This window comes from Burkholderia sp. Nafp2/4-1b (assembly GCF_003635165.1).
Lineage (GTDB): Bacteria > Pseudomonadota > Gammaproteobacteria > Burkholderiales > Burkholderiaceae > Burkholderia.
The window spans coordinates 65,404-80,470 of the sequence record NZ_ML058626.1; the positions used below are offsets into that span (position 1 = coordinate 65,404).

12 protein-coding genes are annotated in these 15,067 nt (G+C 66.1%); 7 read left to right on the forward strand and 5 right to left on the reverse strand.

Going from position 1 to position 15,067, the window contains the following annotated elements:
* Window positions 1–15 precede the first annotated feature (15 nt).
* On the reverse strand, window positions 16–900 hold the full coding sequence (galU, locus tag C7H84_RS31555; RefSeq protein ID WP_121862469.1) for a UTP--glucose-1-phosphate uridylyltransferase GalU: 885 nt from the start codon (window positions 898–900) through the stop codon (window positions 16–18).
* Between the two features lie 378 nt (window positions 901–1,278).
* On the opposite strand from galU, the gene C7H84_RS31560 reads away from it, so the two are divergent.
* The gene (locus C7H84_RS31560; protein WP_121862470.1) at window positions 1,279–1,512 is read left to right on the forward strand and encodes a flagellar transcriptional regulator FlhD; all 234 of its coding nucleotides are present in this window, start codon (window positions 1,279–1,281) and stop codon (window positions 1,510–1,512) included.
* Window positions 1,513–1,629: 117 nt separating this feature from the next.
* Complete coding sequence (locus C7H84_RS31565; RefSeq protein ID WP_121862471.1) at window positions 1,630–1,929, forward strand: H-NS histone family protein; 300 nt, start codon at window positions 1,630–1,632, stop codon at window positions 1,927–1,929.
* A 121-nt stretch (window positions 1,930–2,050) separates the two neighbouring features.
* Here the strand turns inward: C7H84_RS31565 and C7H84_RS31570 are convergent, their stop codons facing one another.
* On the reverse strand, window positions 2,051–3,112 hold the full coding sequence (locus tag C7H84_RS31570; RefSeq protein ID WP_121862472.1) for a DNA topoisomerase IB: 1,062 nt from the start codon (window positions 3,110–3,112) through the stop codon (window positions 2,051–2,053).
* A gap of 449 nt (window positions 3,113–3,561) precedes the next feature.
* On the opposite strand from C7H84_RS31570, the gene C7H84_RS31575 reads away from it, so the two are divergent.
* From C7H84_RS31575 to yjfF, 4 genes are all read left to right on the forward strand, one after another.
* On the forward strand, window positions 3,562–4,524 hold the full coding sequence (locus C7H84_RS31575; RefSeq protein ID WP_121862473.1) for an ABC transporter substrate-binding protein: 963 nt from the start codon (window positions 3,562–3,564) through the stop codon (window positions 4,522–4,524).
* Window positions 4,525–4,592: 68 nt separating this feature from the next.
* On the forward strand, window positions 4,593–6,107 hold the full coding sequence (locus C7H84_RS31580) for a sugar ABC transporter ATP-binding protein (protein WP_121862474.1): 1,515 nt from the start codon (window positions 4,593–4,595) through the stop codon (window positions 6,105–6,107).
* Window positions 6,104–7,144: an ABC transporter permease gene (locus tag C7H84_RS31585; RefSeq protein WP_121862475.1), complete on the forward strand. Its 1,041-nt coding sequence runs from the start codon at window positions 6,104–6,106 to the stop codon at window positions 7,142–7,144. The genes C7H84_RS31580 and C7H84_RS31585 overlap by 4 nt, the downstream gene beginning before the upstream one ends.
* Window positions 7,141–8,250: a galactofuranose ABC transporter, permease protein YjfF gene (yjfF, locus tag C7H84_RS31590; protein WP_121862476.1), complete on the forward strand. Its 1,110-nt coding sequence runs from the start codon at window positions 7,141–7,143 to the stop codon at window positions 8,248–8,250. The genes C7H84_RS31585 and yjfF overlap by 4 nt, the downstream gene beginning before the upstream one ends.
* Before the next feature lie 146 nt (window positions 8,251–8,396).
* On the opposite strand, the gene C7H84_RS31595 is transcribed toward yjfF, so the two are convergent.
* From C7H84_RS31595 to C7H84_RS36670, 3 genes are all read right to left on the reverse strand, one after another.
* Window positions 8,397–10,742 carry a sensor histidine kinase gene (locus C7H84_RS31595; protein ID WP_121862573.1) on the reverse strand — a complete coding sequence of 782 codons (2,346 nt, stop codon included), beginning with the start codon at window positions 10,740–10,742 and terminating at the stop codon, window positions 8,397–8,399.
* The gene (locus tag C7H84_RS31600; RefSeq protein WP_121862477.1) at window positions 10,735–11,568 is read right to left on the reverse strand and encodes a response regulator; all 834 of its coding nucleotides are present in this window, start codon (window positions 11,566–11,568) and stop codon (window positions 10,735–10,737) included. Before C7H84_RS31600 ends, C7H84_RS31595 begins: the two co-directional genes overlap by 8 nt.
* Window positions 11,569–12,562: 994 nt before the next feature.
* Window positions 12,563–12,805 (reverse strand): hypothetical protein, encoded by a 243-nt coding sequence (locus C7H84_RS36670; RefSeq protein WP_162999428.1) that lies wholly within the window; start codon window positions 12,803–12,805, stop codon window positions 12,563–12,565.
* Between the two features lie 243 nt (window positions 12,806–13,048).
* Between C7H84_RS36670 and C7H84_RS31605 the strand changes: the two genes are divergently transcribed.
* A partial coding sequence (locus tag C7H84_RS31605) for an ESPR-type extended signal peptide-containing protein (RefSeq protein WP_276208426.1) occupies window positions 13,049–15,067 on the forward strand: 2,019 nt, incomplete at its 3' end.

The following is a 15,067-nucleotide window of genomic DNA, read 5'->3' on the forward strand; positions in this document are numbered from 1 at the left end:
GTGATGCCCGCCCGGTCAGGCGACCAGCAGCGCCGACATGCGCGCGGCCAGATAGCTTTCGAAATCCGCGGCCACTTCCGGATGCCGCAGCGCGAACTCGACCGTCGCCTTCAGATAGCCGAGCTTGCTGCCGCAATCGAAACGCACGCCGTCGTAGCGATGGGCGAGCACCTGCTCGTCCGACAGCAGCGACTGGATCGCGTCGGTCAGCTGCAGTTCGCCGCCGGCGCCGGGCCGCAGCGCGCGCAGATGCTCGAACACTTTCGGCTTCAGCACGTAACGGCCCACCACGCCGAAATTCGACGGCGCCTTCGACGGCTCCGGTTTCTCGACGATGCCCGACACCTTGAACAGGTTGTCCTCCCAGCGCTTGCCGTCGATCACGCCGTAGGACTTCGATGCCTCGGGCGCGATCTCCTCCACACCGATCACCGACGCGTGATAGTGATCGAACACGTCGATCATCTGGCGCAGCACGGGCGTCGGGCCGTCGAGCAGGTCGTCGGCCAGGATCACCGCAAACGGCTGGTTGCCGACCAGTTTCTCCGCGCACAGCACCGCATGGCCGAGGCCCAGCGCTTCGGCCTGGCGCACGTAGAAGCAGTCGACGTGGCTCGGCTTGATGCTGCGCACCAGCGACAGCAGCTTTTCCTTGCCGCGCGCCTCGAGCTCGGCTTCGATCTCGTAGGATTTGTCGAAGTGATCCTCGATCGCGCGCTTGCTGCGGCCGGTCACGAAGATCATCTCGGTGATGCCCGCGTCGATCGCCTCCTCGACCGCATATTGGATCAGGGGCTTGTCCACGACCGGCAGCATTTCTTTCGGGCTGGCCTTGGTCGCAGGCAGAAATCGCGTGCCGAGCCCGGCGACCGGAAATACGGCTTTCGTCACTTTCAACATGATTGTCGGATTCCATCCGTTCAGGATCAGGCATCAACGATGCCGAGCGACGACAACGATGCGCGCAAGTGCTCGTCGTACGCCGGTGCCGTATCGATCGCGCAAATGGAGCCGCGCGCCGTCCGAAAAATCGTATGGGCGTTCCGGATTCGGGTGGTGACCGAATCTAGGCTGAATCCGACAGCGGCCAATTGCGACACATTTCGACGAATTGCGAAGCGCCGAATGTGCCGCGGAGATTGCACGAATGTCTGATGCCATCTAGGAATTGTCGGCACGACGCCGATCGCATGACATAGATTCAGGCATCCATTACTGGACGGCCGATCACGCTGCCGCGCAACGCGCACGCGAACCGCCGTCGGCTCAGGGGCGGTCATGACTGGACAGGGCGATATCTTCGATGCAATTGCGGAATTGAACCGTGCGTATCTCGCGCTCGCGCAGCGCATATTGCGAATCGATTACGAGCAAGGCAAGCGGCAATTCGGTATCTCGGACGAAATTGCCGCATCGATCGTCGCATTGACGCCGGATCAGATCGACGAACTCGCGGCGAGCGGCGAATTGGTGTGCGAATTTCGTGCCGAAAATGCGCCGGGCCGTGCGTGATCCGCTTTCCAATTTTCCCGAATGGACGTACGACTCACGGCCTTCAAGTGGATTGCATCATGGCAATCCCGCGTCCATTCGGTCTTTTATTACGTCATTAAAATGTGGAGGAGCCGCATGTCCGGTTATCGCGAATTGAAGGCGCAAGCCGATGAATTGATGAAGCGCGTCGAGGAGGCACGGCTCGCCGAACTCGATGTCGTCATTCGGGAGATTCGCAGCCGGGTCGCGGAATACGGGCTGACCGCCAGACAGATCTTCGGCGGCACCGCAAGAGCGACGCCGCGCAAGAGCGCATCGGCGCCCCGGTATCGCGATCCCAAAACCGGCGCGACGTGGAGCGGGCGCGGTCGCGAGCCGCGCTGGATCAAGGGCGTGCGCCGCGAACGGTTCCTGATCGAGCGCGAACCCGGTTGAGGTGAGCGAGCCACGGTGCGGCGGTGCGCGACGAACGACAGCGCCGCTGCGTGATCGCGCGCACGGGTGAGTTGCGCTAGAGATCGTTGCAGGTGCAACCGTAAGCCGATGCGCCCGTTCATCAGCGCGTACGTCGCCGATCACGGCGCGCCGCCTGCTCGAGCAACGCCGCGAACGCCGCCTCGTCGACACGCAGTCCCCTCGGCGTGCGGCGCACCTCCAGCGCCCCGAGCGTCCCGGCCTCGAACGTATCGAGCACCACCGGATGAATGTAGCAGCGCCGGCACACGGCCGGCGTGTTGCGCAGGATTTCGGCGACGGTCCGCACCGTTTCGACGATCTGCTTGCGCGCATGCGTTGCGCCCTGATGCTCGATGCGCCGCAATAGCGCGAGCGCCTGCACGCTGCCCGCCCACGTCCGGTAGTCCTTCGCGGTGAACTCGGCACCCGCCGCGTCGCGCAGATAGTCGTTGACGTCGGCCGAGCCGATCGAATGGCGCGCGCCGTCGTCGTCCAGATACTGGAACAACTCGTGTCCCGGCAGTTCCGCACAGCGTCGTACGATGCGGCCGACGCGCGGGTCCTCGACGGTCACGTCGTGTTCGATTCCGCTCTTGCCCGTGAAGCGCAGCCGCACCTGTCCCGGACGAATCGTCACGTGGCGCTTGCGCAGCGTCGTCAGCCCGTACGACGCGTTCTCGCGCGCATACTCGGCGTTGCCGATTCGCGCGAACGTCGTGTCGAGCAGCCGGACGATCGTCGCGACGATCTTGTCGCGCGGCATGCCGGACAGCGCCAGATCACGCGCGACGCGTGCGCGGATGCGCGGCAGCGCGCGGCCGAATGCCGCCATTCGCGCGTACTTGTTCGCGTCGCGCGTCTCGCGCCACAGCGGGTGATAGCGATACTGCTTGCGTCCGCGCGCATCGCGGCCGGTCGCCTGCAAATGGCCGCGCGGGTCCATGCAGATCCACACGTCGGTGTAGGCGGGCGGAATCGCGAGCGCATTGATGCGGGCGATTTCGTCGGCATCGCGGATCCGAGTGCCGTCCTGCGCGTAATACGCGAAGCCGTTGCGCAGCCGCCGGCGCGTGTAGCCGGGCCGGCGGTCGTCGACATGGCGCAGCGGCGCGGCGGCAGCGCACGCATTCGCTGGCGCCGTGAGGGACGCACGCTTCTTCATGCCGCACCGCACCAGTCGACCGGGGCATTCGGGTGCTGCATGCTGCGTTCACGCATGGCGGACATCGTTGTTCTCCTTGTGGGTGGCACTCCGCCGCGATACGCGAGCGGGGCAGGCGATGCGGCAGCAAAATTCGTGCGCCGGGGTCGGCCTTGCCGACGAACCGCGTCGAACGCCGATCGACGGGCAGGGAAACGACGAGCGCAGCGCGCGCCTCGACTTAGGTGTTTATACGTATGCCGATACCGATATCGCTTCAATCCAATATTTCATTGGAAGGTTATCGGACTTGTTCCTAGACTGATCCGGGGCGTACAAACCGCGTCGGCCGCACGCGCCGGCCGGCGCCGCCCCGAACCGCACCCGCGCCGTCCAGAACCACAACAGCACAGCACGGCATCGCGCCGGGCCGGCGCCGCGGCACACAACGACACCATCGGAGACGAACCATGACATTCATCAGGAAGCTGGCGGCCGGCGCGATCGTCGCGGCGGCGACGGTGCTGGCCACCGGCGCGCACGCGCAGCAAAAGCCGATCACGCTCGGGTTCTCGCAGGTCGGCGCGGAGAGCGCGTGGCGCACCGCGAATACCGTGTCGGTGAAGGGCGCGGCGAAGGACGCCGGCATCAACCTGAAATTCTCGGACGCGCAGCAGAAGCAGGAGAACCAGATCCGCGCGATCCGCTCGTTCATCGCGCAGAAGGTCGACGTGATCGCGTTCTCGCCGGTGGTCGAGTCGGGCTGGGAGCCGGTGCTGACCGAAGCGAAGGCCGCGCACATTCCGGTGATCCTGACCGACCGCGGCGTCGACGTGAAGGATCCGTCGCTGTACGTGACGATGATCGGCTCCGACTTCCTCGAGGAAGGGCGGCGCGCCGGCCACTGGCTGGAAGAGCGCTACAAGAACGATCCGGGCCCGGTCAACATCGTCGAGCTGCAGGGTACGGTCGGCTCCGCGCCGGCCAACGATCGCCGCGCGGGCCTCCTCGAAGTGATCAAGAACAATCCGAAGTTCAAGGTGATCGCGTCGCAAAGCGGCGACTTCACGCTCGCCGGCGGCAAGCAGGTGATGGAAGCCTTCGCGAAGACCTACGGCAAGCAGATCAACGTGGTCTACGCGCACAACGACGACATGGCGCTCGGCGCGATCCAGGCGATGGAAGAGGCCGGCATCAAGCCCGGCAAGGACGTGAGCGTCGTGTCGTTCGATGCGACCAAGGGCGGCTTCCAGGCGATGGTCGCCGGCAAGATCAACGTCGACGTCGAATGCAGCCCGCTGCTCGGCCCGCAGCTGATGAGCGCGGTGAAGGACGTGGTCGCCGGCAAGCAGTTGCCGAAGCGCATCGTCACGAACGAGACGGTGTTCCCGATGAACGTCGCCGCGCAGGTACTGCCGACCCGCAAGTACTGAGTCGCGCCGACCACGGACGGCGGCGCGGCTGCCGCCGTCCGGCAACCGTATCGAATCGAGGGCGATCCATGACGAATCCGCCGGTGGTCGAGATGATCGGCATCGACAAGGCGTTTCCGGGTGTCCACGCACTGCAGCGCGTGGATTTCCGGCTGTTTCCGGGCGAAATCCATGCGCTGATGGGCCAGAACGGCGCGGGCAAATCGACGCTGATCAACGTGCTGACCGGCGTGCATGCGCACGACGCGGGCGAGATTCGTGTCGGCGGCGCACCGGTGCGCTTTGCCGCACCGCGCGAGGCCGAGGCGGCCGGGATCCAGACGCTGTACCAGGAAGTGAACCTGTGCGCGAACCTGTCGGTCGCCGAGAACATCTTCGCGGGCCGGCAGCCGATGCGGCGCGGCGCGATCGACTGGAAGACGATCCATGCGCGTGCGCGCGACGCGCTCGCCGAACTCGACCTGTCGCTCGACGTCACGCGCTCGCTCGACGCGTATCCGATCGCCGTGCAGCAGATGGTCGCGATCGCGCGGGCCGTGTCGGTCGACGCGCGCGCGCTGATTCTCGACGAACCGACGTCGAGCCTCGACGACGGCGAGGTCGAGCGGCTCTTCGACGTGCTGCGCCGGCTGAAGGCGTCGGGCATCGCGATCCTGTTCGTCACGCACTTTCTCGAGCAGACGTACGCGGTGTCCGACCGGATCACGGTGATGCGCAACGGCGAGCGCGAAGGCGAGTATCTCGCGCGCGATCTGCCCGTCGACATGCTGGTCGCAAAGATGACCGGCCGCGCACCGATGTCCGGCACGTTGCAGGCGGGCGCGGCGGCCGTGCAACGCGATGCGGACGCGGCCGCGCCGTTCCTGTCGATGCAGCAGGTCGGCCGGCGCGGCATGATGAGCCCGCTCGACCTCGACGTACGGCCCGGCGAAATCGTCGGGCTGGCCGGGCTGCTCGGCTCGGGGCGCACGGAAACCGCGCGGCTCGCGTTCGCGGCCGAGCGCACCGACACCGGCGCGATCGAGATCGACGGCGCGCGCAGGCGGCTATCGTCGCCGCACGACGCGGTGCGCAACGGCATCGCGTATTGCCCGGAGGATCGCAAGAAGGAGGGGATCGTCGCCGCGCTGTCGATCCGCGAGAACATCGTCCTCGCGCTGCAGGCGCGGCGCGGCTGGTGGCGGCTGATCAGCCGTGCGCGCCAGAAGGAACTCGCCGATTCGTATATCGCGCGGCTCGGCATCAAGGCGCGCGACGCGGAGCAGCCGATCGGACTGCTGTCGGGCGGCAACCAGCAGAAGGTGCTGCTCGCGCGCTGGCTCGCGACGGAGCCGAAGCTGCTGATCCTCGACGAGCCGACGCGCGGCATCGACGTCGCCGCGAAGTTCGACATCATGGAGCGCGTGCTCGAGCTATGCGCGCAGGGGCTCGCCATCCTGTTCATCTCGTCTGAAATCAGCGAAGTCGTGCGCGTGAGCCACCGGATCGCGGTGCTGCGCGATCGCCGCAAGGTCGCCGAACTGACCGGCGCCGACGCCTCGGAGGAACACGTGTACCACCTGATCGCGGGAGGCCGCTCATGATGCGGCTCCGTACGCTGTTTCGTCATCAACTCGTGTGGCCGGTGCTGACGCTCGCGCTGCTGTTCGCGCTCGACGTCGCGCATCGGCCGGGCTTCCTGTCGATCGCGTTGCTCGACGGCCATCTGTTCGGCGCGCCGATCGACATCCTGAATCGCGCGGCGCCGCTCGTGATCGTGTCGCTCGGGATGACGCTCGTGATCGCCACGCGCGGGATCGACATCTCGGTCGGCGCGATCGTCGCGATCGCGGGTGCGGCCGCGGCGATCGTGCTGGATGGCGATCCGACGCGGGTCGGCACCGCGCTGGCCGCCGCGCTCGGCGTCGGCCTGCTCGCCGGCGCATGGAACGGTGTGCTCGTCGCGTTCGTCGGGATGCAGCCGATCATCGCGACGCTGATCCTGATGGTCGCCGGACGCGGCGTCGCGCAGTTGCTGACCGGCGGACAGATCATCCCGATCGGTGCGCCCGGCTACCTGGAACTGGGCGGCGGCTATCTCGTGGCCGTGCCGTGCTCGGTCTGGATCGCGATTGCGACGATCGTCGCGATTGCGCTGCTGGTGAACCGCACCGCGCTCGGCCTGTTCATCCGCGCGATCGGCGTGAACCCGGTCGCGACGCGGCTCGTCGGGTTGCGCGCCGGTGCGGTCGTGTTCGGCGTGTATCTGTGTTCCGGCGTGATGTCGGCGCTCGCGGGGATCCTCGCGAGTTCGAACGTGCGCAGCGCGGACGGCAACAACGCAGGGCTGTTGCTCGAGCTCGACGCGATCCTCGCGGTGACGCTCGGCGGCACGTCGCTGCTCGGCGGCCGCTTCAGCCTCGCGGGCTCGGTGCTCGGTGCGCTGATCATCCAGACGCTGACCTACACGACCTATTCGATCGGCGTGCCGCCGGAGGCGACGCTCGTCGTGAAGGCGATCGTCGTGATCGTCGTGACGCTGATCCAGTCGGACGCGGCGCGCGCGCTGGTGGTCCGGCACGCGTCGCGGCTGCTGCCTTCCGCGCGTTCGCGCGCTACTACCGGAGCGACGCCGCGATGAATCGATTTCTCGCACGGCTCGCCGACCCGCGCACGCTGCCGATCGTCGTGACGATCGTGCTGTTCGCCGCGCTGTTCGGTTTCGGGTCCGTGATGTACACGGGCTTCTTCTCGATGCAGGTGCTGACCGGCCTGCTCGTCGACAACGCGTTCCTGCTGATCGTCGCGATCGGGATGACGTTCGTGATCGTGTCGGGCGGCATCGACCTGTCGGTCGGCTCTGTCGTTGCGCTCACAACGATCTTCTGCGCGGTCGGCGCCGAGCGGCTGCACTGGCCCGTATGGGCCATCGTGCCGCTCGTGCTCGTGTTCGGCGCGCTGTACGGCGCGGCGATGGGCGCACTGATCCACTATTTCCGGCTGCAGCCGTTCATCGTCACGCTGGCCGGGATGTTTCTCGCGCGCGGCGCATGCTTCCTGATCACCACGCAGTCGATCACGATCAACGAGCCGACGTTCCATGCGCTCGCGGGCATCCGCGTGCCGGTCGGCGGCGGAACGCTGAGCGCGGGCGCGCTGATCGCGCTCGTGACGCTGGCCGCCGCGATCTACGTCGCGCATTTCACGCGCTTCGGCCGCAACGTGTATGCGATCGGCGGCAACGAGCGTTCGGCGCTGCTGATGGGGCTGCCGGTCGCGCGCACGAAGGTCGGCGTGTATGCGTTGAGCGGTTTCTGCTCGGCACTCGGCGGCGTGGTGTTCACGCTGTACGTGCTGTCCGGCTACGGGCTGCAGGCGCAGGGAATGGAACTCGACGCGATCGCCGCGACCGTGATCGGCGGCACGCTGCTCACCGGCGGCGTCGGTTACGTGATCGGATCGGTGTTCGGCGTCGGCATCCTCGGCACGATCCAGGTGCTGATCACGTTCGACGGTACGCTGAGTTCGTGGTGGACGCGGATCGTGATCGGCGCGCTGCTGTGCGTGTTCTGTCTGCTGCAGCGGGTCATCGAGCGCCATGCGGCGCGCCGGCGGACCGGTGGCACCGGGTTCGACCCGAAACGCACGAAGCACGATGCCGCCGGGGTGACGCCTGCCGCGTCCGGCGACCATGCGGCGCTGGTGTCGACGATGCGCCGGCTGTTGGGCTTCCAGCGTTCCGCGTGAGTTTTTGCATGCGCCCGCGGCGAATTGCGCGGACGGCCGTCGCTTGCTTGACGGTTCTTGCGGCCGAACGGATGCGCGTCTGCGGGTGATGGTCCGGCGAGTGCGTGACGGGCGACGGCAGCGCGACGGCAGCGCGCGAGTTGCCGTCACGCCGGCCTGGCCATGTCCGGTTCCGCATCGAACGACACATCGGCCGATGTATCGGCGATGCCCGTGCGCTTCAGCGCTTCCGCCAACTGCTCGATCGCATGCAGGTCCAGCGCGTCGAGGTGCTCCCGCATCGTCTGCACGAACGCCGCATGCCGCGGTGCGTGCGCATGCTGCCCGAGCCATTCCTCGATGTCGGTGAGACGGCCCTCGCTGGCGAGTACCGCAAGCTCGTCGAGCGCATCGGCAGGCGGGCAGCGCATCACGTGCGCGTCCGGAACGGGCTCGGCATGAACGGCGGGATGGACCGCGCGCGCGAGCGCCGACGCCGGGATCAGCGCGCGCCCGAGTGCCGGCGCGACGATCTGGAACGTGAACGTCGTGCCGACGCCCGGCTGGCTCGATACGGCCAGCTCGCCGTGCATCGCGCCGACGATCCGCTGCGCGATGAAGAGGCCCAGCCCGGTGCCGCCGTTCACTGCCTGCACCTGCTGGTACGCGCGGAAGATGTCGGTCGTCTTGTCGATGTCGATGCCGATCCCGGTATCGGCGACCTCGAACACGATCCGCCATGCATCGTCTGCCGGATACGCAGCGACCGATAACGTGACCGTGCCGTCATGCGTGAACTTCGATGCGTTCGACAGCAGGTTGAGCAGCACCTGCTGCAGCCGGATTCCATCGATCGACAGCTTGCGCGGCAGCGGCGTCAGCGGCCGGTAGTCGAACCGGTTGTTCTGCTGCGAACACAGCGCGATCGCATAGTCGCCGATATCGTTCAGGAGGCCGGGCAGGTCGGTCGCGTCCGGCGAAATGCCGAGCGGCTGCAGTTCGGCCTTCGTGTACTGCAGCAGTTCGTCGATCAGCGCGAGCTGGTAGCGGATGCTTCGATCGATCGAGCGGATCAGCCGCGCCTGGCTGCGCGTCGCGCTCTCCAGCAGCAGTTTCGCGTAGCCGTTGATCGTCGACAGCGGCGCCCGCAAGTCATGGCTCACGTAGCCGAGCGTCTCGATCTTCTGCTGCATGTGCGTGCGCACCTGCTGCAGTGCGTCGTTGAGCGCGACCGTGCGTTTCGCGACCTCGTCGCGCAGGCGATCCTGTTCGGTGAGCTGCCAGTGCTCGAGGCGCTTGCGCGCTTCGCTACGCTGACGGCCCACGTGGTGAATCCATGCGGCGAGCACCAGCAGATGCGTCGCGAGGCCGATGATCGCGATCACCGGGTTCGGATAGATGTCGGACTTGAGCCAGAACAGCCACGCCGGGATTGCGTCCTTGCCGTCGAGAATGCGAATCAGGATGTTGAAGCTCGCGAACGCGACCGCGATCAGCATCACGCGGCCGGTCGGCGTGCGACGGATCGCGAACGTCAGCGCCAGGCTGATGTTGACGACCGCGAGCACGGTGTTCAGGCGCAGGCAGAACCACGTGAACGTGAGCAGGTCGCCGTACGCGGCGCCGGCCATCCCCACGCATTCGAGCGCGAGGAACGCCAGGTAGATCGCGCGGAACGGCATGCGCGCCTGCTCGCGATGCGCGACCATCAGGATGAACGCGATGAAGCACACGACCGACAGATAAACGAGGATCTCTTCGCCGCGCGCCCACCACTCGCGCGCGCCGGGCCACAAGTACATCGCCGTGTAGCCGCGGTAGGTCGCCTCGAACAGCGCGGTGCTCAAGGCCAGCACGGCCAGTACGGCGAACGTGCCGCTGCGCGAGAAGAAGCCGATCAGCAGCGCACACCATACGAGCGCGAGCAGCCCGCCGAAGAAGCCGAAATTCCACATGGTCGCGTGCAGCTCGTGCGCACGCCATGCGTCCTGCGTGAATGCGCTCGGCGCGAGCCGCAACTCCTTGCGCGACGTGATGCGGATCAGCACGGGCAGCCGCTCGCCCGGCCGCAGCGTCGCATCGAGCACCGGATACCGCGAAAGCGGCTGGCTCGTGGCCTCTGCGTCGGCCGGAAAGCGCGCGGCGCGCACCCACGTGCCGCCGTGCTCGACGTAGAAGTCGGCGCGATCGATGCGTGCGTCGCGGATCGCGAGCACCAGCGGTTGCTCGACGCCGCCGCTATTGACGAGCGTCCCAGCGACCCACCACGCCGAGCGGGAAAATTCGATGTTGAACGACTGCCGGGCCGGTGTGGCGGCGCGGTGTTGCAGATCGGTGAGCCGCGCGGCGACCTGGTCGACCGACAGCGTGGTGCCCGGATCCTCGAACAACGACACTGCTTCGAGACGGGCGGGGTTTTCCGTTGCTTCGGCGCGAGGGGGCGCGAAGAGGGCCATCAGCGCCAGCACGTGCAGCAGCACGGCGTGCCAGCCGGACGCGCGCGGCCTATGCATCGTGCGAAGGATCATGCGACGCAGGCTGGGCCTCGATCGCAGGCCGCTGACGCCGCCAGTCCGACGGCGTGACGCCGAACCGTTCGCGAAACGCCGTGGCGAAATTGCCCGGCGTCGAGAAGCCGATTTCCTCGGCGATGTCGCCGATGCCCATCGACGTTTCGGCGAGAAAGTGCTTCGCGGCGCGCAGCCGCGTGTCGCGCAGGTATTCGAAGACGGTCTGGCCGAGATGGTCGCGGAATACGCGGGACAATCGTTTCTCGTGCGTGCCGACCTGCCGTGCGAGTTCTTCCAGCGCCGGCGGATTGCGCAGTTCGCGCAGCAGGATGTCGCTGGCCGCGCGCACCAGCGCGGCGTCGGGATGATCGGGCAACTCGGGCAGATGCGCGAACGGCTGGCTGCGCCGCGCGCGCTTCAGGTGATTGCGGATTCGCGCGATGACCTCCACCGGTTCGAACGGCTTCACGATGTAGTCGAGCGCGCCGGTTTCGAGCCCGGCGATGCGGTCCTCGAGATCGCTTGCGGCCGTCAGGATGATGATCGGAATGTTCTGCGTCGACTGGGTGGAGGCTAGCAGCCGACACGCGGCGAAACCGTCCATGCGCGGCATCCGGACGTCCATCAGGATCAGGTCGGGCGCGATCGCCTGCGCGCGGTGATAGGCCTGCAGCCCGTCGAACGCGACGCTGATCCGGCACCGTGCGGTGCGCAGGATCTCGGTCAGGAGCCGCAGGTCGTTCGGGCGGTCGTCGACGACGAGAATGTGTGCGCCGGCGAGATCCGGCGTGGCGCGGAGCGACGCCGAACTGGTCGAGCGGGATGACATGATTGCGAACGCGTAGGGGAGGGTAGGCCGGTCAGACTCGAGGCATCTATGTGCTCGATTGTTGCGAAAAATTATATGCCGCCAACACCGCCGACGGTGGGTTTCCGTGCGCCGCGTGGGGAAATGTTTGACACGGCGGCCGGCCTGCGCGGCAACCGGCATCCGGCTACAAAATAGAGTGGAAAAAACTGCCGAATTCAATAAAGAATATCGGTCGTTATTGCCGCGCCGAATTGGTGCGATTGGAATTGGCCCGCATGATGAATTGACATCGAAAATGTCGTGCTTGCAGCAGGCCGACGCAGGAATCGAGTTCGTCAATTCAACGTCTCCGCGATTAAGATTTTATTTATCGCCGGTTAAAAATACTTTCATATTGACGTCGATTGCCATGCCGGCGTGTATGAATGCAAATATCGTCCGCCCGGGAAAACATTTTGTCCGCTCGGCAAAAGGTTTGTTCTGATGAATCCCCGCACACTAGGCCCGAAGCGGCTGGGAGCGGTTCCTCGATGGAACCGTGTACGACGCGAAATTTATTTGCCGCAGCGACGGATTTGAGTGCGCAATATTCAATGTGACATTGCGTGCTGACAATCTCAAATTCCGGGATTCCGGGGCTGCAGCGAAAGCCGGCACGAGGGCAATGCAGGCTTCTTCATCCTTCGAATGAGTCGATATAACAGATACATCGGAGAATTTTGAAGCTGATGAGAGAGTGTGACATACAAGGCCACTAGAAATAGTCAAAGAAAGTCAGTTGATTAATGCGATGTAGGGGCCGTCCGGCCAATCGACGGTTTTTCCGGAAATCCGGAATTTCCGCGGTGCGCCTGGATGGAAAGGGGTGAGTGAATTCGTGTCGACCGCCGGGCAGTTCGATCCTTTGGCCTGGCGGTCGCGCGACGCGCTTTCGAATCAGGCGGCACGAAAAACATGAACATGAAATGCGTGGCAGATCAAAGCACCAGGTCGCTCGAACCGGTGTCGGCTGTCAGCGTTGGCGATGCGGCGGCGCATGCGTCAGCTTCGGGGGCCGCACCGCGTCATCCCCCTCCAGAATGAAACATGACCGTCGGCCTGCAGGCCGGGCCGACGCGCGTCCATCCGGCGTCTGAACGACGCGTTCTCGTGAGATTCGATGTTGCCGCCGATGCGGTGGGATGGCGCTCGCGCGCGTGTTGCCGCGGTGCGCCGCGCAGCGTGCACGCACGCGGCCGCCGATGTCGACTTCCATGATTCGATCCATTCCGATCGCCGCTGCAAGTCGTTCTGACCGACGCGCGGCGTGCGGTCGTGTGATCGCGACCTGCGTCGCGAGTGTCGTGCAGGGCCGTGAAGGGCCGTGCCGTTGTTCAGTTAGTCATACGAAGTGAGTAAGAAAGCGTCGCGCTACGGGCGATCACGGAGATGGAGACAGTCCTCGCCCGCCGCGTGCGCCGTTGCGCCATCCAGCACATGTAAACCGAGGAAAAACAAGATGAACAAGTCGTTCAAGTCGATCTGGAACGAAGCACTGGGAGCCTGGGTTGCGGCGTCCGAGCTCGATCGCGCACGCGGCAAGCGCGTGGCGTCGACACGAAGTGCTGCAGCGCATGCAGCGGAGGCGACTGCCGTCGCGCACATGGCAACGCCGGCGCGGCTATCGCCCCGGCGAATCGTCATGATGATGGCGGCCGCGTATCTCGGGTTGTTTCAGGCCGGCGCCCACGCGCAGTATTCGGCGGGCGGCGGCTCCGCGACGGGCGGCGCCAGTTCGACGGCAGTCGGTAACGGTGCGGCTGCCACGCAGACGAATTCCACGGCGTTCGGCAACCTCGCTACGGCGACGGGCCTTTCAGCCACGGCGCTTGGCCCGGGTGCGCATGCGACCGGCGACGCGTCGACGTCCGTCGGCATCAACTCGCAGGCAACCGGCGTGAATAGCACGGCGATGGGCGTGCAGGCGATCGGCAGCGGCAATTATTCGGTCGCCATCGGCAACCTGTCGAGCTCGACCCAAAGTGGCTCGGTCGCGATCGGCAGCGGCGCGGCGGCGACCGGGGTGTCGGCGATCGGCCTCGGGAACAATGCCCTGGCGTCGGGCCAGTATGCGGCGGCCCTCGGGCTCGGCTCGAGCGCGTCGGGTGCGCAAAGCGTCGCCCTCGGCTTCGCATCCAATGCGACGAATACGGGCGCGGTTGCGCTCGGCAACCAGTCCACGAGTTCGGGCGCGGCCGGCGTTGCCGTGGGCAGCGGCGCGCTGGCTTCCGGCAATTCGGGCGTCGCAATGGGGGTGAACAGCGGCGCGAAGGGAACCGCATCGATCGCGATCGGTTGGGGCGGCACCGCCGGCGTGCCGGGTTCCGGCACGCAATCGCTGGGCATCAGTTCGATCGCGCTGGGTTCGAATACGTCGGCTGGCGCCGACAACGCGCAGGCGTACGGCCTCAACGCCAATGCATCGGGCGTCAGTTCGATCGCGATGGGGGTTCAATCGACCGCGACGCAGCAGTTTGGCGTCGCCCTCGGCAATTCCGCGCTTGCGACCGGCACGTCGGCCAGTGCGCTCGGGCCCGGCGCGACCGCTTCGGCCTTGAACTCGACTGCGATCGGCATCAACAGCGTGGCGGCGGCCGCATCGACCATCGCGATCGGCGATACCAACTCGGTGGCCGCAACCGCCGGTGCGGGCTCGATTGCCGGCGGCAACAACTCGAAGGTGCTGGGCGGGATCGGCGCGGTCGCGCTCGGCCAAGGCCAGACCGTGAGCGGCAACGGCGCGGTCGCGATCGGCGACCCGAGCAGCGCGATCGGCACCGGCGCGGTCACGCTGGGCTCGAACAACACCGCGAACGGCGATGGCGCGGTGGCGATCGGCAATACGAACAATGCGCAAGGCACGGGTTCGCTCGCATTCGGCAATACGTCGACGGCGGCCGCGGCGGGCGCGGTGGCATTCGGCGCATCGGCCGTGGCCAACAACGCAAACGATGTCGCGCTCGGTTCGGGTTCGGTGACGGCCGCGCCGAATCCGACCGCGACCGGCACGATCGGCGGCGTCACGTACAACTTCAACGGGATCAATCCGACCAGCGTCGTCAGCGTGGGTTCTGCGGGCCACGAGCGCCAGATCACCAACGTCGCGGCCGGGCGGATCAGTTCGTCGAGCACGGATGCGATCAACGGTTCGCAGCTCGCTGCGACGAACACGGCGGTGACGTCGCTGTCGACGTCGACGTTGTCGAGCATTACATCGTTGTCGACCGGGGTGTCGTCGTTGTCGACGGGGCTTTCGTCCGCCAATAGCTCGATCACGTCATTGTCGACGTCGACTTCGACCGGTATCAATTCTCTGTCGACTGGCCTGAGCTCGACCAACAGCACGGTGACATCGCTGTCGACGTCGACATCCACGGGTCTGTCGTCGGCGAATAGCGCAATCACGTCGCTGTCCACGTCGACTTCGACCGGTATCAATTCGCTGTCGACTGGTCTCAGCTCGACCAACAGCACGGTG

Excerpts from the sequence above, each read along its gene's own strand:
- galU (WP_121862469.1), bottom strand. The coding sequence starts at position 900 with ATGTTGAAAGTGACGAAAGCCGTATTTCCGGTCGCCGGGCTCGGCACG.
- C7H84_RS31560 (WP_121862470.1), top strand. The coding sequence starts at position 1,279 with ATGACTGGACAGGGCGATATCTTCGATGCAATTGCGGAATTGAACCGT.
- C7H84_RS31565 (WP_121862471.1), top strand. The coding sequence starts at position 1,630 with ATGTCCGGTTATCGCGAATTGAAGGCGCAAGCCGATGAATTGATGAAG.
- C7H84_RS31570 (WP_121862472.1), bottom strand. The coding sequence starts at position 3,112 with ATGAAGAAGCGTGCGTCCCTCACGGCGCCAGCGAATGCGTGCGCTGCC.
- C7H84_RS31575 (WP_121862473.1), top strand. The coding sequence starts at position 3,562 with ATGACATTCATCAGGAAGCTGGCGGCCGGCGCGATCGTCGCGGCGGCG.
- C7H84_RS31580 (WP_121862474.1), top strand. The coding sequence starts at position 4,593 with ATGACGAATCCGCCGGTGGTCGAGATGATCGGCATCGACAAGGCGTTT.
- C7H84_RS31585 (WP_121862475.1), top strand. The coding sequence starts at position 6,104 with ATGATGCGGCTCCGTACGCTGTTTCGTCATCAACTCGTGTGGCCGGTG.
- yjfF (WP_121862476.1), top strand. The coding sequence starts at position 7,141 with ATGAATCGATTTCTCGCACGGCTCGCCGACCCGCGCACGCTGCCGATC.
- C7H84_RS31595 (WP_121862573.1), bottom strand. The coding sequence starts at position 10,742 with ATGCATAGGCCGCGCGCGTCCGGCTGGCACGCCGTGCTGCTGCACGTG.
- C7H84_RS31600 (WP_121862477.1), bottom strand. The coding sequence starts at position 11,568 with ATGTCATCCCGCTCGACCAGTTCGGCGTCGCTCCGCGCCACGCCGGAT.
- C7H84_RS36670 (WP_162999428.1), bottom strand. The coding sequence starts at position 12,805 with ATGGAAGTCGACATCGGCGGCCGCGTGCGTGCACGCTGCGCGGCGCAC.